We start from the raw sequence: 21,943 nt of genomic DNA, 5'->3' as shown, positions 1-21,943 counted from the left end.
GTTTTGATTTACGGGTCATTTGTTCACCTTGTGTTTAGATGGGGATTATACCCCTTACATCTTGGTGTCCAAATTCACTATGCCACTACAAACACGATGCCTTAGTAGATGAAACAATTATATACGCTGCACATTCAGACGAAGACGTTCCTAAAAATTACCAACAACTTTTCACTTGGATGCAAAACAAGCAAGATTTGGCAGGGGTTTCTCTCTCAGGAGGGAGTTACTGGATGGTGTCTGCCGTTGTCATTAACAGCTATAACGAGCAGTGGGTGGTTAATGTAAAGAATTCACTGATTGAGTCGGTTGATTATTGGGTTTTCGGTGATGATGGCAGTGTCCAGTTTTCTCATAGTGGCTATTATGCGCCTTATGAGTTTTTGTTTGATTATGGCAGAAGCGTGAAAATGACTGCGGGCGTTGATTATTGGTTAGTTGCTCGAGTGGAAAGTCGTTACTTCTCGTCTCAACCCAAGATACAAGTACAAACATTTGATGAGCATAAGCGAGGGACCGATGTTTATGCATTATTTATTATCTTGTGTTTGGGTGGATTGTTGTTTATTGCTCTTTATAATTGGTTGATTTACGCCTCGATAGGCGATAAAGCATTTCTTTACTACGGTTGCTATGTTTCATGTTATTTCATCGGTTGGGCACTGACATTTCATTTGCCTGCTCATCTATTTGATTTGCATGGTTTGCAGGTTCATCATTTGTTTTTTATCAGTTTACCGATATTTAATATTCTATTTTATAAGCACTTTCTGCAGCTTCCAGAACAGTCACCTAAACTCTGGCGCTTAAGTTTAGGCTTAATGTGGTTATGTATTATTGCTTTGCCTACCAGTATCTTTCTACTTTCTTATACCGCTATTATCGCCTCTGTGTTAATTATGTTATGGATTGCATTGGCTATGGTGTGCGGTAATGTTTGCTTGTTAAAGGGATTTCATCCAGCACGATATTTCTTACTTGCTTTTACTTGCCTGTTGTTACCGGCAGTTTTGATATTACCGGGCAATATGGGGTTAACCCCTGATTTTTTTGATAATGCAGAGCTGGCAACTTTGGTTGGTGGTACAGTTGATGCGTTATTATTGTCATTTGCACTAGCCTATAAAATACGGCTGCTTTCAGAGGAAAAAGAGCGTCATATTGAAAGGCTAGAAAAGGCTAGAAAAAACGCTCGAACAGATAAACTCACAGGGTTACTTAATCGATTTGCATTTGATGAAGTTATGGTAAGTACCCCATCGTCAGAGGCCTCTGCAGCGATACCACTTTGTTTGATGGTTATAAATGTTGAAGGGCTTGTGCAATTAATTAAAAAGCTGGGCCATAACGAAGTTGATAAGTTGATTTGTGGTATTGCCACAGCAATTGACATGAGTGAAGAAAATGCGGGGTCAACGAATGGGCTTGTGGGTAGCTATCGTTTATCAGACAGCAGTTTTGCATTGGTATTCGAAGCTTCTAAACTTCAGCATATGCAGGAGAAAATCAATTGGCTACAGTCGGTTTATCTCAGTGAAAATTATACTGACGTTAGTATTCACTCTGGATACAGTTTAAAAGGCGATACTTTTGATCCTCGGCAGTGGTTAAGGCAAGCTGAGCATCAGTTATACAGCAATAAAAGTGACAAGCGTAAAGAGCTATACACAAAAAACTATATTCCAAGCATGTAGCCAACAATGTACTCAGGGGGTAGAGATTATCTAGCCCCTGATAAATGTTTTGTCAGGCTGTTCAATCTAGATAGTCATTGACATACTGGTTCATTGGAAGCTCGGTCGCCACACGCTTATGGTGATTTCGCTGTAATCTGCGGCGCTGCTTCAAGCGTTTATCTTTGCTTGAGGCATTTGAGTCAAAGGTTTGGTTTTCATGCCAGCTATCATCCTGAGTTAAGTCATCACGGTTTCTCATGCTTTCGTTCCAATCTTGTTAGTGCCTATTAAGTCTGAATCGTTTTATTTCGGTTAGAGTTAAATCGCACGGGTTAGCTTGCCGCTTGTTAAGCGAGTGGCTAAAACTCTGAATAAAACGATAAACGCTTTGTGTAGAAGTGTAGGAACAGAAAGTGACAGCAAAATGACAATAATTTGAAGCAAAAACGCCATCAGGTTGATGGCGTTTTTTGTGTTATACAGATAAGAAGTGAGTTAACTAGCGTTTAATCATCTTAGCAACGAACATACCGTCACTATTCGCATTTTGTGGCCAGATAGTTAGCATATCGACTTGCGCACCTGTAAATGGGTGAGTTAAAACTTGCAGTTCAAACTCTGGGTTAACCGCTAAAAAAGCGTTAACCACTTGTTCATTCTCGATTGGCGATAATGAACAGGTTGCATAGACTAATTGGCCTTGTAATTTAACCGCTTTTGCACTGCGAGTTAAGATATCGAGTTGCAATTCATGTTTATCAATAACCACATCTTTATCATCTAGCCAGCGCATATCTGGGTTGCGTCGCCAAGTGCCTGTGCAGCTACATGGGGCATCAACGAGCACACCATCAAAGCTTTCAGCTTCAACAGGTAAGGCATCTGATCTCCAAGGTGCGACGCTAATACCGCTAAAGCCCGCGCGTTTAGCACGTTTTACAAGCTCTTCAAGGGGCTTACGACGAATATCTGATGAAGTAATGCTGCCACTTGCTGTAGCCTCTTGTCTAAGCATAAGCGAGCGTAATTGTAAGGTTTTACCGCCCGCGCCACTGCAGGTATCCCACCATTTTTCATCGGCAGTTGGCGCACATATTTGACCAATCACCTGTGAGCCCAAATCTTGGATCTCTAACTCACCACGCTGGTAAGCACCAATCGCATTTAAGTTAATACTTTTAAAGCCAAGGCTTACTGCATCATCAAAAAATTCGCTAACAGTTGCTTCCACATCATCTTTTAACAGTGAATTGATCAGCTGTTGTTGGCTCAGAGTTTGCGCGCGCGCCCAAATAGGGGGACGTGAACACATGGCTTCAACAATCGCGAGTTGCTGTGATTGCTCGACTTGGGTAACTTGCCAAAACCAGTCTGGTAATAGCTGAGTTTCAGTTAAATCAGTTTGCTTAAGCTGTTGCTGCAGGTAGTGGCATTTGTCTGTCACCGAAGTGAGTGCTTGCTCTGCAGCGCTTAAGTTAAATTGTTCGGATTGATTGGCAAATTCGCGCCATGATCCACTAAATTGGGTCCATTTATGGCTTTCTAATTCCGCCACAATCGCCAAACAGGCAAACCAAGTTTCATCTTGCTGACCACTTGTGTGGATTTGCTTAAGCCAGCCCCACCAACGAAAGAGGGCAAATAGGCTCTCTCTAATCACGCGTCTGTCTTTAGAGCCATGTTTTTTATTGGTTCTAAAGTATTCTCCAACAATGCGATCAGCTGGTAGCTTTTCGCTCATCACGCTCGAAAAAAGCTGGTATACGGTATTGCTATAGCTTAATGCGCGTTTTTGCGCTGGAGATTGAGCTTGAAAAGCGTCTTGGGGAGATGTTGAAGGTTCTACCATTACAATGTGCCTGAAGCAGCCGATTTAAGGCTGGAAATAAAAACTGGCGCAATTGTAGCAGTTTTTATGCTTTGGTGCAGAGGCGCTTATGATTCTTTAACCAAAGACAAGTTTTGGGCTTTAGCTTACTTAAGAGCAATAGGCTAACGTAATACAGTGCCACAAAATCGCTTGTTTTTTGCCGCTGTATTACGTCTATCGTATTGAATGATTTTAGTGTTGATTAATAATCGAGATCTAATGCGAAGCAGAGATAGCGCATAAGTTGCTGGCAAGCGGCAAACTCCTGTGCGCATAACTCGACAAAGTCAGCGCTGTAAACTTGCTCAATCGTCAGTGGTTTTATGGCAATAAAGTCCTTTCGTTTTAACTCATCAAGCATTGGGTGGGCTTTATCATAGCCCTTAGGTGGACGAATAAGTTGACTCCCTTGCATTTCAAACCCTTGCGCGGTTAATTCGCGTAGTGCTTTTTTATAGCTATTAGGGTTTTCATCAATACAAGTACGGATGGCATTTAACGCCTTAGATTCAGGATGCCAAATTCCGGCACCCAGAAAGCAACCATCGTTAGCTATATGCAAATATAAACCTGGTGCATGAACATCCTTACCTTGAAAGTGCCGAAACTGAATACCTACGTTAGTTTTATAAGGCATTTTATCTTTACTAAAGCGACTGTCGCGTTGCGGGCGCATCATACTGCCACCGACTTTTTTAGGCACGGCCGTTAATCGAGGCGATAGCGCAGTAATGTGTGGTTGCATAGCCTCGATAAATTTCAGAGCAGGAGTGCGTACATTGTCTTCATAGCGGGCTTGATTGGCTTTAAACCACTCTCGCTCGTTATTGACTGACAGCTCATTTAAAAAATTAAAACTTTGGCGAGTAAAGGGGCTCATAGACATAACGACCTAAATTTGAGGAGGAATAATCAATGTCACTAAATCTTATCTTAATCAACGCTTATCTTGCTACTCATTGCGTCGGCAAAGCTGTTAAAATAGGGCGATATTTAAGATTTGATTGCGTCACCTAAAATAATACCAATTGGTATTTAAGTACGCACTTGCCATAGTTGGAGTAATAATGAAAGTTTGGGTTGACGCAGATGCCTGTCCTGGTGTGATTAAAGAGATCTTATTTCGTGTTGCCGATAGAGCTAAAGTTGAAGTGACGCTAGTGGCTAACCACTGGATGCGTATTCCGCCATCACCGTTTATTAACTTAAAAACTGTATCTTCAGGTTTTGATGTTGCTGACGATGAAATCGTCAAGCTGCTAACCGCAGGTGACTTAGTGATTACAGCGGACATTCCACTGGCTTCAGAGGTGATAGATAAAGGTGGCGTAGCATTAAACCCACGTGGCGAGTTGTATACTGAGCAAAATATTAAATCGATTCTGAACATGCGCGACTTTATGGATACCATGCGCGCAAGCGGCGTCCAAACAGGTGGACCAGCAGCCATCGGTGCAAGTGAGAAGCAAGCCTTTGGCAATCAGTTAGACAGGTATATTACCAAGCACCATAAGCCTTAAGTCGTCAACGTCCCTGTATGTGCATAGGTTATAACGCTATGCACGTGTTGCTATTTTGCGATAACAGGGTAACGGCTAACTTATCGCTGTTTACCCATCTTGGTGCGCTCATCAACAAGTCTATCTTACGGGGCTCGTTGTGGTGACGAAAGCTGAGTAAAATGCTGCTTTTAAGATTTGAAACATATACAATCCTGTTCCTTTTTTCTCGCGCTATTTCCAATGAAAACCCTGCACATGACTCGGCAGTTACAACGCTGTAAGAATAAGCGTTTTTTGGAAGCAAATTGCAACCCATTACACCTTTTGAACGTATTTTTAGCTTGTCAGCGGTCATTTAATTCTACTGATTGCGATTCGGTTTGGTCTTGCCGATATCGAGATTCAGCTATAATAGTAAGACAATGTGTTAGCGCATAAGTGGAGTATGACTATGGCTGAGATCAAAGTTGAAGCGATTGGCGAAGGTTTAGGGTTAAGGTTACCAAGTGAAATTGTAGAACAATTACACGTGCAGGCTGGTGACCGCATCAGCCTAGAAAAAATGCCCCACGGCAGTTATCGTTTAGTCACAATTGAAGATAAGCTTGCTGAGCAGATGACAATGATTGAAGATTTTATGCATGAAGAAGATGCGTAACCAAGCGACATTGGCTTAGCTGCTAAAACTTAGCTATTACAAATTAGCTACTGCTGCTTAGCTACTTTGGTATACGCACCCTGTTAATATTTTTCTGCTTAATTAGCCTATTCGAGTCATTTCATTCACAGTAAAACTAGCCACCGCGCCTTTCGTCGCTGCTTGATAGTCAGCTAAATGCTGTGCCCGCATATGGTCTTGCCAGAGTTCTCTAGAGGACCAATTTTCAAAAAAGACAAAATGTGCAGGATTTTCATTATCTTGGTGTAAATCATACTGGATACATCCCGCTTCTGTACGAGTAATGTCAATTAGCTTGATCAGTTCTGCTTTCACTTGTTCCACACTGTCTTCGTTAGCAATGATGTTCGCGACAATTGTTAATTTAGCCATGTTTGAGCTCCTAGATTGTGTCGATGCAGCTATATTAAGTTGTGCCTTATTCATAATAAACTGGCTTTTGCTTGATTGATTATCAAAATAAAACTGTTAATCGAGAGGGCAAGGGAATTTGAAAGTGCTTGGTGCTCACTGGCAGCTTATAACGATTGTGGCGCGTTATATGCTAGCTCCCCTTCTCTTGTGCTAGTTTTAATAACTGCTGGGTATCTTGTTGTTAATATTTACATCTTTACAATGTTTACCTATTGGTTTTTTATTCTTGTTATTTTGCTTTTTGTCTTGTCGCACCTAAAACAAAGTTATATGTTGAATGTGTCAGCTGTTTATCACCAGCGAGTAGGAAATTCTATTTATTTCATTGGAGTAAAATATAATGCCTCTTCATGCGAAAGATTCTGTGCGAGACGACCTGCTAGATGATATTTACTCATCGACAGATTTAGCGCTATCTATGCCCAAATATAAAATGCCTGAGCAAGAAAATAATCCGCGCCATGCTTACCAAATTGTCCATGACGAGCTCATGATGGACGGCAATTCACGCCAAAACCTTGCTACTTTTTGTCAAACTTGGGTTGAAGAAGAAGTCCATAAATTAATGGACGAATGTATCGACAAGAACATGATTGACAAGGATGAGTATCCCCAGACTGCAGAGCTTGAAGCCCGTTGTGTGCATATGCTTGCAGATCTATGGAACTCTCCTGATGCTGAAAATACCTTAGGTTGCTCTACCACAGGCTCAAGCGAGGCGGCTATGCTTGGCGGCATGGCGCTGAAATGGGCTTGGCGCAAGAAGATGAAAGCACTGGGAAAACCGACGGATAAACCTAACATGGTCTGTGGTCCAGTACAGGTATGTTGGCATAAGTTTGCTCGATACTGGGATATTGAGTTACGCGAGATCCCGATGGAAGGGGATCGCTTAATAATGAATGCTGAAGAAGTCATTAAGCGCTGTGATGAAAACACCATTGGTGTGGTACCCACTTTAGGGGTGACATTTACCTGTCAATACGAGCCTGTAAAAGCGGTACATGAAGCACTTGATAAACTTGAGCAAGACACTGGTCTGGATATCCCTATCCATGTTGATGCCGCTAGTGGTGGTTTTTTAGCGCCATTTTGCCAACCAGAACTGGAATGGGACTTTTCATTGCCGCGAGTGAAATCCATTAACGCATCTGGGCATAAATTTGGTTTAAGCCCTCTGGGTGTGGGTTGGGTTATTTGGCGAGATGCTGCTGCGTTAGATGAAGATTTGATTTTCAATGTGAATTATTTAGGCGGCAATATGCCAACATTTGCACTGAACTTTTCTCGTCCAGGTGGCCAAATTGTTGCACAGTACTACAACTTTTTACGCTTAGGTAAAGAGGGCTACAGAAAGATCCATCAAGCCTGCTATGACACAGCGCAGTACCTTTCAAGTGAGATAGAAAAGCTGGGCATGTTCGACATTATTTATGATGGACATGGTGGGATCCCCGCTATGAGCTGGTCATTGAAAGAGGGCGTTGATCCTGGGTTTAACTTATTTGACCTCTCTGATCGCATCCGCTCACGAGGCTGGCAAATTGCAGCTTATGCAATGCCACCTAAAAGGGAGGATTTAGTGATAATGCGTATTTTGGTACGCCACGGCTTTAGTCGTGACCAAGCTGATTTATTGGTTGCCGACTTAAAGCACTGTGTCGACTTTTTCGCTGAACATCCGGTTTCACATGGTAGTGATTCAAAAGAGTCTTCAGGTTTTAATCACGGTTAATGGGTAAAAGGCCATCTTTATAGGTGGCCTTTTTTTATCAACTTAGTTTGAGACATGATGATGAATATTTCTGAATTTTTTGGTTTTGTATTTGGTTACATTGCTCATAACCCCTTTGTATTTTTGTTTTTAGCCATTGCGATTGGTTACCCGCTTGGAAAGGTATCAATCAAAGGAATATCTTTAGGCTCCACCGCTGGAACGCTAGTGGCTGGTGTGGCTATCGCGTTAACCGCTTTCTCTGTTTATGGTCTTAAGATTGAAGAGCCTGGGTTGGTATCTGATATTTTCCTGATGATGTTTATGTATGCAATTGGCATGAAAGTCGGTCCGCAGTTTTTCTCTGGCCTGGCAAGAGGCGGGTTGGATTTTGTCGTTATTGGTTTAATTGTTGTATTTAGTAATTTTCTTATCGTGTATTTTGGTGCGAAATTACTCGACTTAGCACCGGGCTATGCTGCTGGAATTATATCGGGAAGCTACACGGTAACAGCGGTAATGGGCGTTGCACAATCGGCAATATCCTCAGGCGCATTTAAAGCACCTGCAGGCATGACCCTAGATCAAGTTAGCGCAAATATTGCCGCGGGCTATGCCATTAGTTACATTTTATCTAGTGTATTTATTATTTTATTAATTAAGTATTTACCTGCAATGTTTGGCATTGACCCGGTTAAAGCGGGTAAAGACGCTGAGGCAGAGTTTGGCGTGGGTGATGACATTGAAGCACTTCCAAGTACTAATGGTTTTTCAAATATTGGTGTATTGCCTTTAGACATTAGGGCTTACAAAGTCGAGCATCAAGAGCTAGTAGGTCAGAGCATTGAATCACTATTTCAGCGTTTTCCTCATACCGCTATCTTAAAAGTCGTGCGCGGTGATGATGTTTTTGATGCGGCTGACAACCCTAAACTGCAGTTGGGGGATGTGATTGGTATGCGGGGCGATTATCATGTTTTGATTGACGATGCGGCTTTTGTTGGCGAAGAAGTGGATGAGCCTAGGGCGCGAAATGTCGATATTGAAGTGGCTGATATCCATCTTGGTAAATCGGATTTCAGCGGTAAAAGTATTAATGAAATCAGTGAAAAAGTGGGTTTTGGTGTTTACATTAAAGCCTTATTTCGTCAAGGGCATCAGTTACCTGTGACCGGGCAAGCCGTAGTCGAAGTAGGCGATGTGCTGCGCGTTGCAGGATCTGACTGGTGCGTGCAACAAGTGGCTAAAAAGTTAAATAGCACACCGATTGTGGAAAGCACATTAACCGAAACATTCTATCTGGCACTGTCACTATTGATTGGTTATATATGCGGCCACTTTAGTGTCACTTTAGGCGGTATTCCTTTTGCATTAGGTACGTCGGCAGGCTGTATGCTAACCGGTATTATTTTCTCTTTCTTAAGAACGCGTAACCCAACCTTTGGTGGCCCCATGAGTGAGGGGGCAAGAAGCTTTCTACAAGACATTGGTTTAAGTCTCTTTGTTGCAGTACTTGCAGCCACTGTGGGGCCTAAAATCTTAGCTTCATTCCAAGGCATTGTAGTGATAAAAATAGCGGCGCTAGGGTTAACGGCTGCACTTGTTCCTCCTTTGTTAGCTTGGATATATGGCTTGTATTTCCGCAAGATGAATCCGGCTATATTGGCGGGTGCATGTGCTGGCGGGCGTAATAGCACTCCAGCAATGAAAGGTGCGCAAGATGTTTGTCAAAGTGACATGCCAGCGGTCGGCTACCCTGTCCCTTATGCACTGACGTCGATGATCGTGCTGGTACTGGGTTACTTAACTATGGTGATTTAACTTAAACAATCATGACTAATATCGAGTAGTTCTCAATAGTCATGATTGATGGATACCCATGGCCAATATGGTATGGGTATCCGCTTTCCCCTGTATTACCGCTAGAATATTTTACTGACAATCTCTTTCGTTCACTACTATTCAGTCGTGGTGATTTTCTGCTTTATCAGTGCTTTTTATTTGAATGATGAGCGCAATTAAATTCTAGTCTTGCTCACAAATTCTCTCTTTTTAATCAGTTTCTCTTGAATATTTAATCTAATAAGCATACTCTTGCGTCAAGTTTAAACTAAAGTTTGGTATCCAAACAAATGTTTGTTTGGCCGTGTCGACTGGATAATAATAATGACAGAACGCGAACTCGAGATACTATCACTACTTAAACAAGACCCACTGATCCCTCAGCAAAGTATTGCAGATCAGCTAGGCATTAGTCGTTCAGCTGTGGCTGGACATATAATGAATTTGACCCATAAAGGCGTGATTAAAGGTAAAGGTTATATCCTAGCCGAATCTCGCTATGCCATCGTGATCGGTGGTGCCAATATGGATATTCTTGGCCGTCCCCTTAATACCCTACAGGTTGGTGACTCAAACCCTGGTAGTGTTAGCTGCTCTCCAGGTGGTGTTGGCCGTAATATCGCCGAGAACTTAGCGCGCCTTGGTTCTAACACCCATCTAATTAGTGCATTAGGTAAAGACACCTATGGACAAATGATCATGAGCCAGTGCCAACAAGCTGGCATTGATATGAAAGCCTGTATCCACCTTGATGAGTTTGCAACCTCTACCTACTTGTCTGTGCTTGATGGCGATAGCGATATGCATGTTGCTATTAATGATATGGCCATTCTAGATAGACTCAGCGTTGCAGTACTTAGAAGCCATGAAGAAGTATTAAGACGAGCAGATCTGATAGTCGTCGATGCTAACCTTTCTGCTGAATCACTAGAATATATTTTAAGTAACTTCTCAGACAGACCTATTTTTGTCGACACAGTGTCATGTGCTAAAGCGAAAAAAATCGCACCATTCCTAAGTTCAATTCACACTCTAAAGCCAAACTTAAAAGAAGCTGAGCAATTATCAGGGATCAGTATCAGTCATTATGACGAACTGCCTGAGCTTGCTAACTGGTTCCATAAGCAAGGTGTTAAGCGCATTTTCTTGAGCTTGGGAAGTGATGGTGTGTTTTACAGTGATGATGGATCTCAGGCATTAGTACCCGCTATTCCAGTTGCGATGGTAAATGCAAATGGCGCAGGCGATGCTTATCTTGCGGGCTTAGCTCATGGCTGGATCCAAGAATGGAATACCGAACAATCAAATAAATTTGCTATGGGAGCCGCGGTTGTTGCCTTGTCTCACTTAGCCACAATCAACCCTAATATGTCAGAAATCACCGTTAAGCGTGTTATCAAGGAGTCGTTATGTTAGAGCAGTACCTAGATATTAATCCTGAAGTTGCAGCAGCATTAGCAGCAGGTAAGCCAGTCGTTGCATTGGAATCGACCATTATTTCTCACGGTATGCCATATCCGCAAAACGTAGAAACGGCGCTTAAAGTAGAACAAATTATTCGTGACAACGGTGCAGTACCAGCAACAATCGCAATCTTAAAAGGTCGCTTAAAAGTGGGTATGACTCACGAAGAGATTGAATATTTAGGTAAAGCTGGTCTTGATGTTATTAAGACTAGCCGCCGTGATATTCCATTTATTGTTGCTAAAGGTGTTGATGGCGCAACGACTGTTGCATCAACCATGATTTTAGCGCAAATGGCGGGTATTAAAGTGTTTGCAACGGGCGGTATTGGTGGTGTTCACCGCGGTGCTCAACAAACTTTTGATATTTCAGCGGACTTACAAGAGCTAGCCAATACTGATGTAACAGTTGTTTGTGCAGGTGCTAAGTCAATTCTAGATATCGGCTTAACGCTAGAGTACCTAGAAACTCAAGGTGTACCCGTTATTGGTTACCAAACTAGCACACTACCAGCATTCTACACCCGTGAGAGCGAGTTTGGTGTTGATTATCAACTTGATACGCCAGCGCAAATTGCTGCAGCAATGAAAGCTAAGTGGGATATGGATCTTAAAGGCGGCATCGTAGTTGCTAACCCTATTCCTGAAGCGCACCAGTTAGATCGTGCGATGATCGATCAAGTGATTGCTGACGCAGTTGCAGAAATGGACAGCAAAGGCATTTTCGGTAAGGCTTCTACGCCATTCTTATTGGCTAAAGTGGCTGAAACCACTAAAGGCGTTAGCTTAGCGGCAAACATTGAGCTTGTGTTCAATAACGCTAAATTGGCTGCTAACATTGCGGTTGAATACGCAAAATAAAAGCGATTTTTGTCTGAATTTAAAAGGGGAGCTGAATAGCTCCCCTTTTTATTTGACTCGTAGTAAAACTAAATTAGTTTTGTACGATAGTCGCCATGTTACCGTAACCACCAGTTTGGGTGATGGTTGCATTATCAGCTGTACCGAATTGACTGATAGAAGCTGAGTTAAGTGCTACTGCAGTACCAAATCCATCTTGGTTAATTGTTGCAGTGTTTTCATCACCAACTTGTAGCACTGTTGCTTCGTTATATGCACCGCCAAGTTGATTGACGAAAGCATCGTTATCAAAGCCTGTTTGGTCAATATCTGCAGCACCAAACTCACCAAATTGTTGTACATTAGCCATGTTCAGCGTGTTAGTTTGCATTACGTCTGCAACGTTCGCTTCACCTTGTTGAGCTACAGTCGCATTTAAATCAATACCTTCTTGATTAACTGTAGCTGAACCACCCGTTGTCCCAGTTTGAGTAACAGAGGCGGTAAGTGAAGAACCATTTTTTTGGTTTATTGTTGTGTAGCTTCCAGTAGAGCCTGTTTGGGTTACTGACGCAGAAAGTAACGAGCCATTCTCTTGGCTAATTGTTGTGTTGTCATCAGTAGAGTTTGTTTGGTTTACTGAAGCAGAAAGTGAAGAACCGTTTTTCTGCTCAATATCTGTAATCGAACCATTAACAGCTGACTGTTCAACGTATATTACAGAGTCTACAGCCGCATCTTGCAGTGCTTTAACATTGCCAGCTTCACTTAGGGCGATCTGCTTTACAGTCACTTTAGAGTTATCTGACTCATTCACTTGGTCAATATCAACAACATTGCTGTTGCCATCTTGAGTCACTGTCGCTTCAGCCATATAAGATGTGTCTTGGTTGATATTGACATCGTTTAAGTTACCTGCAGAGGTAATTGATGCAGAGGCAGGTTCATGCCAGCCAAACCCATATTGACGGATCACAGTCGTGTTGCTGTCACCCGTTGCTGAGATAAACGCGGTGCTATCATTTACATGTTCTTGGTTTACAGAGCCTGTGTTGCCGTTACCAGCTTGGGTCACATCGATGTTTGAATCTTTAGCGTGCTCTTGGTAAACAGTCATGCTGTTATTGCTGCCATCTTGGCTGATTAGAGCGGTAGAGCGATCTGTATTATCAGTTTGTTCAGCAGTAATACTATTGAATGAACCGTTTGATTGACTTGCTTCAATAGACGAGTCAGAGCCATTATTTTGTAAAGTATCAATTAGTGAGTCACGTGAATTATTTTGCGAAGCCGTTACTGACGCATTATCAGTTGTTTGTTCAACATAAATGTTTGAGTTTACAGAACCATTGGTTTGATCTACATCTGCAAAGTTACCTTCACCTGTTTGAGCTACTGTGGTGAGTGCGTCGGTAGAAGTGTCTTGGTTCGTAGAAGCGTTGTTACTAGAGCCAATTTGAGTAATTGTTGCCCCAGCTGGATTATGAATGCCATAACCGTTCTGACGAATGTCTGCAGTGTTTAGGTCGCCAGTTTGACTAACGATAGCGCTACTATCATTGACATGTAATTGGTTAACCGTTGATGTATTACTCTCACCGTCTTGGCTCACTTCAGCATTAGTTCGGTAAGTATGATCTTGCGTGATTGCCGCTGAATTAGGCCCTAGACCTGTCTGCACTAGAGTAACAGTAGAGTCTGCTCCGTAACCAATTTGGTCAACAGTTGCAGTTTGATTTGCACCTGATTGAGTCGCAGTGGTTGTGTTGTTATTTCCGGCTTGGGTAACTGTTGCTGTTTGACTGGCATCAGACTGGGTGACACTTGCAGTATTGGCAAAACCTGCTTGATTGATTGTTGTTACTTGCCCTGTACCAGACTGAGTAGCATTAGCGATGTTAGCGTTGTCATTTTGGTTAATCGTTGCTTTGTGGCCAGCATCAACTTGAGATGTTGTTGCTTGGTTTGTTCCGCCAGTTTGATTAACGGTTGCGTTGTGACCCACCCCGTCTTGAGTAGCAGTTACTGTATTACCGTTACCATTTTGATTCACTTCAGCAGTTTGAGTATCACCAGTTTGGGTAACTGCGGCGCCATTACTATTGCCAACTTGTGTCGTTTTTGCGTTTTGAGCTGAACCAGATTGGGTTGTTTGTGCTGTATTTGAATTACCATCTTGATTAATTTCGGCATCGTTGGCTAAGGCTAGCGCTGGATTTAGAGCAATAGCGACAGCGGCAGCAATAGGAAGTAACTTTCTCATGTGTATTATCCTTTATACATTAAGTTTAACGTGTAGGTTTGTCTTAATTTCTAATTTAAGTTTTAACTAGCACCCGCTTTAAATACTGCTGTTTAAATTTAATTGGATACTTTTAGTTATTTGAAAATATGTCATAACCTAGCGATGAGAGCGCAACAGCAATCTCAGATACAGGCTTATTTTATTCATCTTCAGTGCGTACTGAATGCGGAAGATTATGGCGGGAGATAATTTATGTATCGTCCAGCAATGGTATTAAAGGCTGGATTCTTAGCTACTAATTAAATTTACTTAGCTAGCCCTTTTGTATCGAGCGTTTTTTTGAGGAATGGCTATTTACTTGTTATTTATTATTTACTTATGTCTGTTTTGTTGTTGTTTTTTACATGTGTCGCTATTTAATCTTTGTCAGGATAATGGTTTACTCTGTCTGATACCTTGTACTGCTATAGATTTCTGAAACTTCTAAGCCCAATTGAGTTTTTCGAAAGTTCATTGAAATGATATTTACTCTATCTTTATGATAGTGTGGTTATATTGTTGGCTTATAGGGCTTTATTGATTATGTTCACTGCAATATATTCGGACTGTAATCGATGAAGGTGTTTCCACTTTAAGCTGCTTGTTTTAACCATTTATATTTAGGGAAGAGTAAAATGTTATGGAACCACATTTAATTGAAATTAAAGATTTCGTTTCTTTTACTTTAGCGATTATCGCGCTATTTATTGGTAAAAGTATTATTTCTCGATATGAACTACTGAGAAAGTACAGTATTCCAGAGCCTGTTGTCGGTGGTTTTGCCTGTGCTGCAATTGTCGGTATTCTTTACTACGCTTTTGATATTCAAATTGAGTTCAATCTTGAAGTGCGCGACGTCCTGTTACTTTATTTCTTTGCTGGTATTGGTTTAAAGGCCGATTTTGCTACCTTGTTAAAAGGCGGTAAGCCACTACTTATTTTGATTGTCCTAGCTAGTGTGTTCATTTTCTTGCAAAATTTTACCGGTGTGACCATCGCGTCCTTATTTGGTTTAGACCCCAAGGCTGGCTTGATGTCAGGTTCTATCGCATTGATTGGTGGTGTCGGCACAGCTATGGCCTGGACGCCAACTTTTGTCGAAGAGCTTGGCATTGTTAATGCCAGTGAGTTAGGGATAGCCTCTAATACATTGGGGCTTATTTCAGCCTGTGTGATTGGTGGTCCTATTGCCGCATATTTGATGAAGCGCCATAAAGTGCAAGCTAATCATGACTCAGAACTGGATATTGGTACTAGCCATCAGGCGGGCTCATCACATATTAAGGTCGACTACTTTGGCGTATTGCGAGCTTGGCTTTGGTTAAACGTCACCTTAATTATTGGCTACTTTATTGATTTAGCCTTGCAAGAAGCTGGGGTTAAATTACCTATGTTTGTCGCCTGCTTATTGGCCGGTATTATTATCGGTAATATTGGCAGAATGATCCTCAATCGTCGTGAGATTAAAGACAGAGCCTATTTAGATGATGCCTCACAAGGTTTATCGCTTATTCAAGATATCTGTTTGGGGATGTTCCTGACCATGGCACTAATGAGTCTTAAAGTATGGGAGCTAGAAGGTAGCCTGCTTTATATCTCGGTGGTGATGGCAGTACAGGTCTTGTTATCGATAGTGTTTACCATCTTTGTGGTATTTAGAATGATGGGCAAAGACTACGAGGCTGCCGTCATTTGCTCAGGTTTTGGTGGTGTCACTTTAGGCTCTACCGCAACGGCTATTGTGAATATGACTGCGGTGACTCAGCAGTACGGTGCAGCCCATAGGGCCTTTATCATCGTGCCGCTAGTCTGTGGTTTCTTTATCGATATTATCAATGCAATGATCATTAACTTATTTGTCTATTTTTAACTTCTCTTTTTAGTACTGACTTTTAGGCTTAACAGGCAATAGTGGTGAGTAGAAGGGAGCAAAGGCTCCCTTTTTATTTTTCACATACTTCATGGAAAACAGTTAAAGAAAAGGCGCCTGAACAGAAAATAGTGTGAACCTTTTCAGCTGTAGTATCGTCTTTATTAAAAACAACCTTGGGAGAGCCTTATTAGCATACAACAAGCACAAGTTGAGCTATGGGTATTAGAGGCGCAATCAGGCGATAGCAAAGCATTTTCTGAACTGTGCCAACACTTTTACCCGAGTGCTATTAGTTTTTCGATCAAACTCTGTGGCGACATTTATCTTGCAGAAGATGCGGTACAAAGTGCTTTGCTGAAGTTATCAAAGACGATAAGTAAGCTGCGAGATCCCGCAGCGATAAATACTTGGGTATTTAAACTAGTGCGCTGGCAAGTGCTGTATATGCTTAAGCTGCAAAATCGCTATCGTTCGATGGAGGATACTGAGCCACTTTATAGTGAGGATCAGCTTGAGCAATATGATTTAGCTAAGGCGATTGCTGCGCTGCCGGATATTGAGGGGCAAGTTATTTGTCTATTTTACTTAGCGCAGTTGGAGCTTAATGAGGTGGCTGCAGTGCTTGAAATCCCAACGGGCACAGTAAAGTCGAGATTATTTCGTGCGAGGGCGCGCTTAAAGCAAGCGTTACAAACATAAGAGTAGGAGAGGTTATGGATATCGATGACAAAATTCGTCGGCAGTTGAGTAAAGAGGCAGAAGCCATCAATCATCAGATTAAGCGCGATCCAAGCTTATTTTCCATGCTTGGCGATGCTTATAAGGGGCGACTTGGGGGCTGGATGATCCTAGTGAGTATCATTGCCTTTATGCTGAGCCTGTTGATGCTCTGGTCTGGTTATCAGTTCTTTTTTGTGGCGGTAAGCCCGGTAGCATTGATTAAGTGGGGCGTGACACTACTGTTAGCCAGTATGATGCAAATAGCCATAAAAATGTGGATCTATAACGAGATGAATCGCAATGCCACAGTGCGGGAGATAAAGCGCTTAGAGTTAGCGATTGCCAAGCTTCAGACCAAGGCTGGACCCTAATCAAAAGGGATAGCTGTAATAAGAGCGTGAATGGGTTAATTCACGCTCTGTGGCGCTAACGCTAAAGTTTTACGACTAAAATTTATCGACTAAAGTTTAACGACTATGATTTTACGAATATAGCTTAGCTATGCAGAGTTAAGCTGCTTATAAAAGCTCGGCAACAATCTGCTTTAATAAAAAGGTTTCTCGCTCAATCGACATACCTTTCTTAGGACTATTGGCAATGGTGTGCTCATTGTGAGCAATGGCTTGATGGATGTTGATCCAAACTGGCGTCATACCGTTTTGTATTTCATGGGCTTCCAATTTGGTTTCACCAAGCTCGGCATGAATATCACAAACAAAGCAGAATGAATCCATATGTACCACTTCAAAACCACCTCTATTCCAAGGGCGAAACTCTTCATAGCGGCCAAATTCACTGATGATTTCGATATGCTGTGCACCCGTTTCCTCTTCGAGCTCACGTATGAGCCCTGTGTGAATATCTTCACCTTCATCGACGCCACCACCAGGAATACTGTAGTCATGGTAGCGCTCGGTATAGAGCATTAAGATCTCCTCACCCTTTAAAATAATCCCGCGTGCCGCTTGGCGGTGGAAGCTTTTAGCCGCCAGTTCACTTGCTGTTAGGTGGACGATATCGGTATGAACCGTTGATTTTAATAGACGCATTAGAAACTCATAATTGGATGAGAAGATAGTTGCAAATAAACCGTGATGCGGTGTTAGCGCGGTACTGTGCTGCTTGGTATTAGGCTTTGATAATCCATCATCACTCGCTCGATAAAAGCCAGTTCAGTTTGCTGAGTAATAGGCTGAGTAATAGATAGCGGAGCTTTTGCTAAACCGTCGGCAATTCGCTGATAATGTTCTAGGGTATTACGCAAATAGTCTTGGTGTTGTTCACGCTCAAAGTCCCACATGATACTGCCGACAGAACTTAAGGGGATTTGGCTTTGGTTGGATAAATGCAGTACTTCGTAAAAGCGCCCATTTTCTTGCATCAAATGCTCATCGACTAAGCCTAGACCAAGCTGGTGCATTGCCGAGCGTACTTTATAGATATGATGCACGGGGCACAAAATAAACTCTAGTTTATGCTCTGGATGACGTTCAACAATCTGTTTAACTAACTCTATGGTTAGATCGCCGCCCACACCTGCAATAATCACTAATTGTCGCTGGTTTTTTTCTGCAAGATTGAGTTGGCCCACATCTAAACAGTGAACTTGCCATTGGCTGTTATTACTATGGTTATTGAGTGATGGAGGATAGAAACGCTGCAGTTTCTTTTCTAGCTCAAGCATTAGGCTTGGCACGACATCGACAAAATGGATCTGTTTAGCTGCATGCCGCTTTAGCAGAGCTGCGCCTAGAAGACCATGATCGCAGCAACAATCCCAAATATGCTCATATTGGCGGTTAATCATGGCATTAATGTGTTGCAGACGCTGGCTTATCTTCAAGGTGTGACTCAATAGCAATAAAAATAGGCGGCTATTCTAATTGATGCCCTAGGTGTTAAGTCAATAGGTATTAAGTCAATTGCGACTAAGCCAATAGTTGCTTCGCCATAAGCTGCTGTAAGTTATCACAACTGATATCATCGGCGCCTTATAGATGGTGTTAAGCGCTTAGCATTTCCGCGTTCGACACTAATGTGACCCGTTGAGTGGCTGAAAACTCAGGATCTTGGGCTGAAATAGCATAGGCCATCATAGCTGCGGCAACTTGCTCTGCTGCTATCGGACGATATTGAAATAGTCGTCCCACAAAAAGCGGCGACATAACACCCGATAGCTTTTGTCCCAAATCTTCTAATGTTCGGCTTTCATTGCGGTGCCCTAATAGTAAGCTAGGCTGAAAAAGCCAGAGACGTTTAGGGCATGATGCTTGTTGGCTTTGTGCTAAAACCTTGCTTAACTCCTCTTGGGTTTCGCCTTTTACTCGGTTATAAAAGCTCCTAGATTGGCTATTGGCACCAAGCGCAGTGACCACAAAATTGGCTTGGGCCTGACATGCTCCGATAAAATCGATACAGGCAGTTTTATCAACGGCAATAAATGCTTGTTGGCTACCAGCTTGCTTGATGGTTGTGCCTAAGCAACAAAACGCATGATCAATATTAAAGGGCAGTTCTAGGGCGGAAAATTCGTTTAGTTGGCACTGAATAAAGGTTATTTGGGTTGCGTCAGCTTCTTGGTAAAGCGGCTGCTTTCGACCTATGAGTAAAATGTTTTCATAACAGCCGGTGTCGATAAGTTTTTGTAAAAGCAGTTGACCAATTAGCCCGGTTGCGCCGATGAGTGCAGCGTTCATGTCATAACTCAATATTAAAGTTGTCGTTAGCGTAAGTTTAGAGAGCTAAAGGTGGGAAGCAAATACTTTTTATGGGGGTAGCAGAATTGATGTCGTTAATAGCGATGAAGTAATTAGCAGTAACAGACCTAAATAATAAGTCTGTTACTGCTCAAAATGTGGCTTATCTGTTGTGGATTGCCGTCAGTTTTGCGATTTCAATAATGGTTTGGCTTGCTTGTTCCATGGATTCTAAACAAACATATTCATGTTTACCGTGGAAGTTGTGGCCGCCGGTAAAGATATTAGGGCAAGGTAGACCCATGTAAGATAAGCGCGATCCATCGGTACCGCCACGAATAGGCTTAACAATAGGCTCAATGCCTAAATTTAGCATCGCTTGTTTGGCAATATCGATAATATGCGGGTGTGGCAGGACTTGTTGTTTCATATTCAAGTATGAATCTTGAATATCAATGCTCAAGCGGCCAATAGTCAGCTCTGCGTTATACTTCTCAACCAGCTCGGTCAACCAATGTTTTCTCTGCTGAAACAGCTCAAAATCGAAATCACGGATGATGTAAGTGAGGGTCGCTTTTTCTGTCACGCCTTCCATGCTCATCAAATGGAAAAAACCGTCATAATCTTTACTGCACTCAGGTGTATCTTTCAGTGGCATTTTTGCATGAAAGCGTGCCGCAATGGTTTGTGCGTTAACCATAACGCCATAAGCGGTACCCGGGTGGCAGTTGTTACCTGTTGCGGTAATCACGGCTGTGGCGGCATTGAAGTTTTCATATTCAAGCTCACCAAGTTGGCCACCATCGACAGTGTAAGCCCACTGTGCACCAAAGCCTTCAACATCAAAATGATCGGCGCCGCGGCCAATCTCTTCGTCTGGAGTAAAGCAAAGTCTAATTTTTCCGTGGGGGATTTCTGGGTGAGTCAATAAGTGATGCAATGCACTGATGATCTCGGCAATACCCGCTTTGTCATCACCACCTAACAAACTGGTTCCGTCAGTGGTGATCAGTGTTTGCCCAAGGTATTGGTTTAGGCTAGTAAATTGGTTTGGTGAGAGTTGCTCTTCAAGACCCAGTTGTATCTCTTTGCCGTCATAGTTTTCAATAATCTGTGGCTTCACATTTTCACCGCTGAAATCTGGTGCGGTATCTAAGTGGGCAATAAAACCAATGCAGGGCGCATCCGCAACGTTACCCGGTACTGTTGCGGTTAGATAACCCTTATCTGACAGCTTTACATCGTCAAAACCTAAATGGATAAGCTCTTGACGAAGAAATTGGGCAAATACAAATTGATTGTCAGTGCTAGGAACACTTTGGCTGTTGTCGTTAGATTGGGTATTAAAGCTGACGTAGCTTAAGAACCGTTCAAGTAACTGTTGCTTCATAATCGTGTTGTCTAAAATAGCAAAATGTGCAGGGAGTCTAACAAGGCAAACTTAGGATTCATTAGACATTGATCAAGTTTTTCTAAAAAGTTGCTTAGTTTATTAGCTTGCCGTGTATTTGGGATTTGCTATTAACTCAGTGCGGGTTTGGTTATATTAGGCTGGGTATGAACGATAGAGATAGTGATAAATGGATATAGGTTGGCTGCAGTTAAGTCTGTTTATGCTGGTGTTATTGGTGCCTTTAGCCATAGGGCAATATTTTAAATTAGCATTGAACCGCGATATGTTATCTGCGGTTTTACGCATGACGATTCAGCTCATTCTTGTGGGCCTTTACCTGCAGTATTTATTTGTGCTCAATAACCCATGGGTTAATCTCGCTTGGCTAGTCGTTATGTTACTTGTTGGCGCGAGCTCGATTATAAGTAAGGCGAAACTGCCGAAAAAGTTTCTCTATGCACCGGTTCTTTTGGGCCTAGCTTTAGGTCTGTTTCCGGTGTTGTGGTTAATGGTGGTATTTTTATTGGCACCAGAGCCCTTGTATACCGCGCAGTATTTAATTCCAACCGCAGGCATGCTGCTCGGCAATTGCTTAAGCGGTAACATTGTTGCGCTACAAAGGTTATTTGGCGCATTTAATGACAGAAAAGCTGAGTATCAAGGAGCGCTTGCGTTAGGGGCGTCACCTGCTCAAGCAAGTTTGCCTTTTGTGCAAACCGCAATGCAGCAATCTTTTGCGCCCATAATGGCATCGATGGCGACAATGGGAGTCGTCACGCTTCCAGGTATGATGACAGGGCAAATATTAGGTGGGGTCGATCCCCTTATTGCGATTAAATATCAGTTGGTGATTTCAGTCGCTATTTTTGTGACTTTATCTGTGTCAGTAACCACCACGCTTGTTTTATGTGTGCGACGTGGCATTAGTGAAACTGGTAGAGTTAAGGTCAAGCTTTAGCGCAAGGAATTATAGACGC

20 protein-coding genes are annotated in these 21,943 nt (G+C 42.4%); 11 read left to right on the top strand and 9 right to left on the bottom strand.

Going from position 1 to position 21,943, the window contains the following annotated elements; translation table 11 throughout:
* Nucleotides 1–38: 38 nt before the first annotated feature.
* Nucleotides 39–1,694 (top strand): sensor domain-containing diguanylate cyclase, encoded by a 1,656-nt coding sequence (locus L2748_RS16860; RefSeq protein WP_220781524.1) that lies wholly within the window; start codon nt 39–41, stop codon nt 1,692–1,694.
* Between the two features lie 61 nt (nt 1,695–1,755).
* Here the strand turns inward: L2748_RS16860 and L2748_RS16855 are convergent, their stop codons facing one another.
* The 3 genes from L2748_RS16855 to L2748_RS16845 form a co-directional block, all read right to left on the bottom strand.
* Nucleotides 1,756–1,935 (bottom strand): hypothetical protein, encoded by a 180-nt coding sequence (locus L2748_RS16855; protein WP_220781523.1) that lies wholly within the window; start codon nt 1,933–1,935, stop codon nt 1,756–1,758.
* A gap of 240 nt (nt 1,936–2,175) precedes the next feature.
* Nucleotides 2,176–3,525: an RsmB/NOP family class I SAM-dependent RNA methyltransferase gene (locus L2748_RS16850; protein ID WP_220781522.1), complete on the bottom strand. Its 1,350-nt coding sequence runs from the start codon at nt 3,523–3,525 to the stop codon at nt 2,176–2,178.
* 223 nt (nt 3,526–3,748) lie between these two features.
* The gene (locus tag L2748_RS16845; protein ID WP_220781521.1) at nt 3,749–4,426 is read right to left on the bottom strand and encodes a DUF2461 domain-containing protein; all 678 of its coding nucleotides are present in this window, start codon (nt 4,424–4,426) and stop codon (nt 3,749–3,751) included.
* Nucleotides 4,427–4,613: 187 nt separating this feature from the next.
* Between L2748_RS16845 and L2748_RS16840 the strand changes: the two genes are divergently transcribed.
* Entirely contained in the window at nt 4,614–5,066 is a 453-nt protein-coding gene (locus L2748_RS16840) for a YaiI/YqxD family protein (protein WP_220781520.1), read from the top strand.
* A 433-nt stretch (nt 5,067–5,499) separates the two neighbouring features.
* Nucleotides 5,500–5,706: an AbrB/MazE/SpoVT family DNA-binding domain-containing protein gene (locus L2748_RS16835; protein WP_220781519.1), complete on the top strand. Its 207-nt coding sequence runs from the start codon at nt 5,500–5,502 to the stop codon at nt 5,704–5,706.
* A 102-nt stretch (nt 5,707–5,808) separates the two neighbouring features.
* Here L2748_RS16835 and L2748_RS16830 read toward each other — a convergent pair whose 3' ends face one another.
* Nucleotides 5,809–6,099 (bottom strand): putative quinol monooxygenase, encoded by a 291-nt coding sequence (locus L2748_RS16830; RefSeq protein WP_220781518.1) that lies wholly within the window; start codon nt 6,097–6,099, stop codon nt 5,809–5,811.
* 382 nt (nt 6,100–6,481) lie between these two features.
* Here L2748_RS16830 and gad point away from each other — a divergent pair, with 382 nt between their 5' ends.
* The 4 genes from gad to L2748_RS16810 all read left to right on the top strand — a co-directional run bounded on the left by gad (nt 6,482) and on the right by L2748_RS16810 (nt 12,021).
* The gene (gene gad, locus L2748_RS16825) at nt 6,482–7,876 is read left to right on the top strand and encodes a glutamate decarboxylase (protein ID WP_220781517.1); all 1,395 of its coding nucleotides are present in this window, start codon (nt 6,482–6,484) and stop codon (nt 7,874–7,876) included.
* A gap of 60 nt (nt 7,877–7,936) precedes the next feature.
* Nucleotides 7,937–9,676: an aspartate:alanine exchanger family transporter gene (locus L2748_RS16820; RefSeq protein ID WP_220781516.1), complete on the top strand. Its 1,740-nt coding sequence runs from the start codon at nt 7,937–7,939 to the stop codon at nt 9,674–9,676.
* A gap of 345 nt (nt 9,677–10,021) precedes the next feature.
* Nucleotides 10,022–11,113: a PfkB family carbohydrate kinase gene (locus L2748_RS16815; protein ID WP_220781515.1), complete on the top strand. Its 1,092-nt coding sequence runs from the start codon at nt 10,022–10,024 to the stop codon at nt 11,111–11,113.
* Nucleotides 11,107–12,021 (top strand): pseudouridine-5'-phosphate glycosidase, encoded by a 915-nt coding sequence (locus L2748_RS16810; RefSeq protein ID WP_012156171.1) that lies wholly within the window; start codon nt 11,107–11,109, stop codon nt 12,019–12,021. The genes L2748_RS16815 and L2748_RS16810 overlap by 7 nt, the downstream gene beginning before the upstream one ends.
* A 73-nt stretch (nt 12,022–12,094) precedes the next feature.
* Here L2748_RS16810 and L2748_RS16805 read toward each other — a convergent pair whose 3' ends face one another.
* Complete coding sequence (locus L2748_RS16805; protein WP_220781514.1) at nt 12,095–14,263, bottom strand: beta strand repeat-containing protein; 2,169 nt, start codon at nt 14,261–14,263, stop codon at nt 12,095–12,097.
* 661 nt (nt 14,264–14,924) lie between these two features.
* Here L2748_RS16805 and gltS point away from each other — a divergent pair.
* From gltS to L2748_RS16790, 3 genes are all read left to right on the top strand, one after another.
* A complete protein-coding gene (gltS, locus tag L2748_RS16800; protein WP_220781513.1) occupies nt 14,925–16,154 on the top strand; it encodes a sodium/glutamate symporter in 1,230 nt (409 codons plus the stop codon).
* A gap of 189 nt (nt 16,155–16,343) precedes the next feature.
* Nucleotides 16,344–16,856: an RNA polymerase sigma factor gene (locus L2748_RS16795; protein WP_220781525.1), complete on the top strand. Its 513-nt coding sequence runs from the start codon at nt 16,344–16,346 to the stop codon at nt 16,854–16,856.
* Nucleotides 16,857–16,870: 14 nt separating this feature from the next.
* Nucleotides 16,871–17,248, top strand: a complete 378-nt coding sequence (locus L2748_RS16790) for a DUF6768 family protein (protein WP_220781512.1) — start codon at nt 16,871–16,873, stop codon at nt 17,246–17,248.
* 147 nt (nt 17,249–17,395) lie between these two features.
* On the opposite strand, the gene L2748_RS16785 is transcribed toward L2748_RS16790, so the two are convergent.
* The 4 genes from L2748_RS16785 to pepT all read right to left on the bottom strand — a co-directional run bounded on the left by L2748_RS16785 (nt 17,396) and on the right by pepT (nt 20,963).
* Entirely contained in the window at nt 17,396–17,926 is a 531-nt protein-coding gene (locus L2748_RS16785; RefSeq protein WP_220781511.1) for an NUDIX hydrolase, read from the bottom strand.
* Nucleotides 17,927–17,979: 53 nt separating this feature from the next.
* Nucleotides 17,980–18,720 (bottom strand): tRNA (adenine(22)-N(1))-methyltransferase, encoded by a 741-nt coding sequence (locus tag L2748_RS16780; RefSeq protein WP_220781510.1) that lies wholly within the window; start codon nt 18,718–18,720, stop codon nt 17,980–17,982.
* 160 nt (nt 18,721–18,880) lie between these two features.
* Nucleotides 18,881–19,573, bottom strand: coding sequence for a Rossmann-fold NAD(P)-binding domain-containing protein (locus tag L2748_RS16775; protein ID WP_220781509.1), 693 nt, complete (start codon nt 19,571–19,573; stop codon nt 18,881–18,883).
* 163 nt (nt 19,574–19,736) lie between these two features.
* On the bottom strand, nt 19,737–20,963 hold the full coding sequence (gene pepT, locus L2748_RS16770) for a peptidase T (protein ID WP_220781508.1): 1,227 nt from the start codon (nt 20,961–20,963) through the stop codon (nt 19,737–19,739).
* A 190-nt stretch (nt 20,964–21,153) separates the two neighbouring features.
* On the opposite strand from pepT, the gene L2748_RS16765 reads away from it, so the two are divergent.
* A complete protein-coding gene (locus tag L2748_RS16765; RefSeq protein ID WP_220781507.1) occupies nt 21,154–21,924 on the top strand; it encodes an ABC transporter permease in 771 nt (256 codons plus the stop codon).
* Nucleotides 21,925–21,943 lie beyond the last annotated feature (19 nt).

This window comes from Shewanella sairae, assembly GCF_023283535.1.
GTDB lineage: Bacteria > Pseudomonadota > Gammaproteobacteria > Enterobacterales > Shewanellaceae > Shewanella > Shewanella sairae.
This window is presented reverse-complemented; position numbering and strand designations above follow the sequence as displayed.

What these genes read in the sequence shown, in the direction of transcription:
- L2748_RS16860 (WP_220781524.1), top strand. Translation starts at nt 39, where the DNA reads ATGGGGATTATACCCCTTACATCTTGGTGTCCAAATTCACTATGCCAC.
- L2748_RS16855 (WP_220781523.1), bottom strand. Translation starts at nt 1,935, where the DNA reads ATGAGAAACCGTGATGACTTAACTCAGGATGATAGCTGGCATGAAAAC.
- L2748_RS16850 (WP_220781522.1), bottom strand. Translation starts at nt 3,525, where the DNA reads ATGGTAGAACCTTCAACATCTCCCCAAGACGCTTTTCAAGCTCAATCT.
- L2748_RS16845 (WP_220781521.1), bottom strand. Translation starts at nt 4,426, where the DNA reads ATGAGCCCCTTTACTCGCCAAAGTTTTAATTTTTTAAATGAGCTGTCA.
- L2748_RS16840 (WP_220781520.1), top strand. Translation starts at nt 4,614, where the DNA reads ATGAAAGTTTGGGTTGACGCAGATGCCTGTCCTGGTGTGATTAAAGAG.
- L2748_RS16835 (WP_220781519.1), top strand. Translation starts at nt 5,500, where the DNA reads ATGGCTGAGATCAAAGTTGAAGCGATTGGCGAAGGTTTAGGGTTAAGG.
- L2748_RS16830 (WP_220781518.1), bottom strand. Translation starts at nt 6,099, where the DNA reads ATGGCTAAATTAACAATTGTCGCGAACATCATTGCTAACGAAGACAGT.
- gad (WP_220781517.1), top strand. Translation starts at nt 6,482, where the DNA reads ATGCCTCTTCATGCGAAAGATTCTGTGCGAGACGACCTGCTAGATGAT.
- L2748_RS16820 (WP_220781516.1), top strand. Translation starts at nt 7,937, where the DNA reads ATGAATATTTCTGAATTTTTTGGTTTTGTATTTGGTTACATTGCTCAT.
- L2748_RS16815 (WP_220781515.1), top strand. Translation starts at nt 10,022, where the DNA reads ATGACAGAACGCGAACTCGAGATACTATCACTACTTAAACAAGACCCA.
- L2748_RS16810 (WP_012156171.1), top strand. Translation starts at nt 11,107, where the DNA reads ATGTTAGAGCAGTACCTAGATATTAATCCTGAAGTTGCAGCAGCATTA.
- L2748_RS16805 (WP_220781514.1), bottom strand. Translation starts at nt 14,263, where the DNA reads ATGAGAAAGTTACTTCCTATTGCTGCCGCTGTCGCTATTGCTCTAAAT.
- gltS (WP_220781513.1), top strand. Translation starts at nt 14,925, where the DNA reads ATGGAACCACATTTAATTGAAATTAAAGATTTCGTTTCTTTTACTTTA.
- L2748_RS16790 (WP_220781512.1), top strand. Translation starts at nt 16,871, where the DNA reads ATGGATATCGATGACAAAATTCGTCGGCAGTTGAGTAAAGAGGCAGAA.
- L2748_RS16785 (WP_220781511.1), bottom strand. Translation starts at nt 17,926, where the DNA reads ATGCGTCTATTAAAATCAACGGTTCATACCGATATCGTCCACCTAACA.
- L2748_RS16775 (WP_220781509.1), bottom strand. Translation starts at nt 19,573, where the DNA reads ATGAACGCTGCACTCATCGGCGCAACCGGGCTAATTGGTCAACTGCTT.
- pepT (WP_220781508.1), bottom strand. Translation starts at nt 20,963, where the DNA reads ATGAAGCAACAGTTACTTGAACGGTTCTTAAGCTACGTCAGCTTTAAT.
- L2748_RS16765 (WP_220781507.1), top strand. Translation starts at nt 21,154, where the DNA reads ATGGATATAGGTTGGCTGCAGTTAAGTCTGTTTATGCTGGTGTTATTG.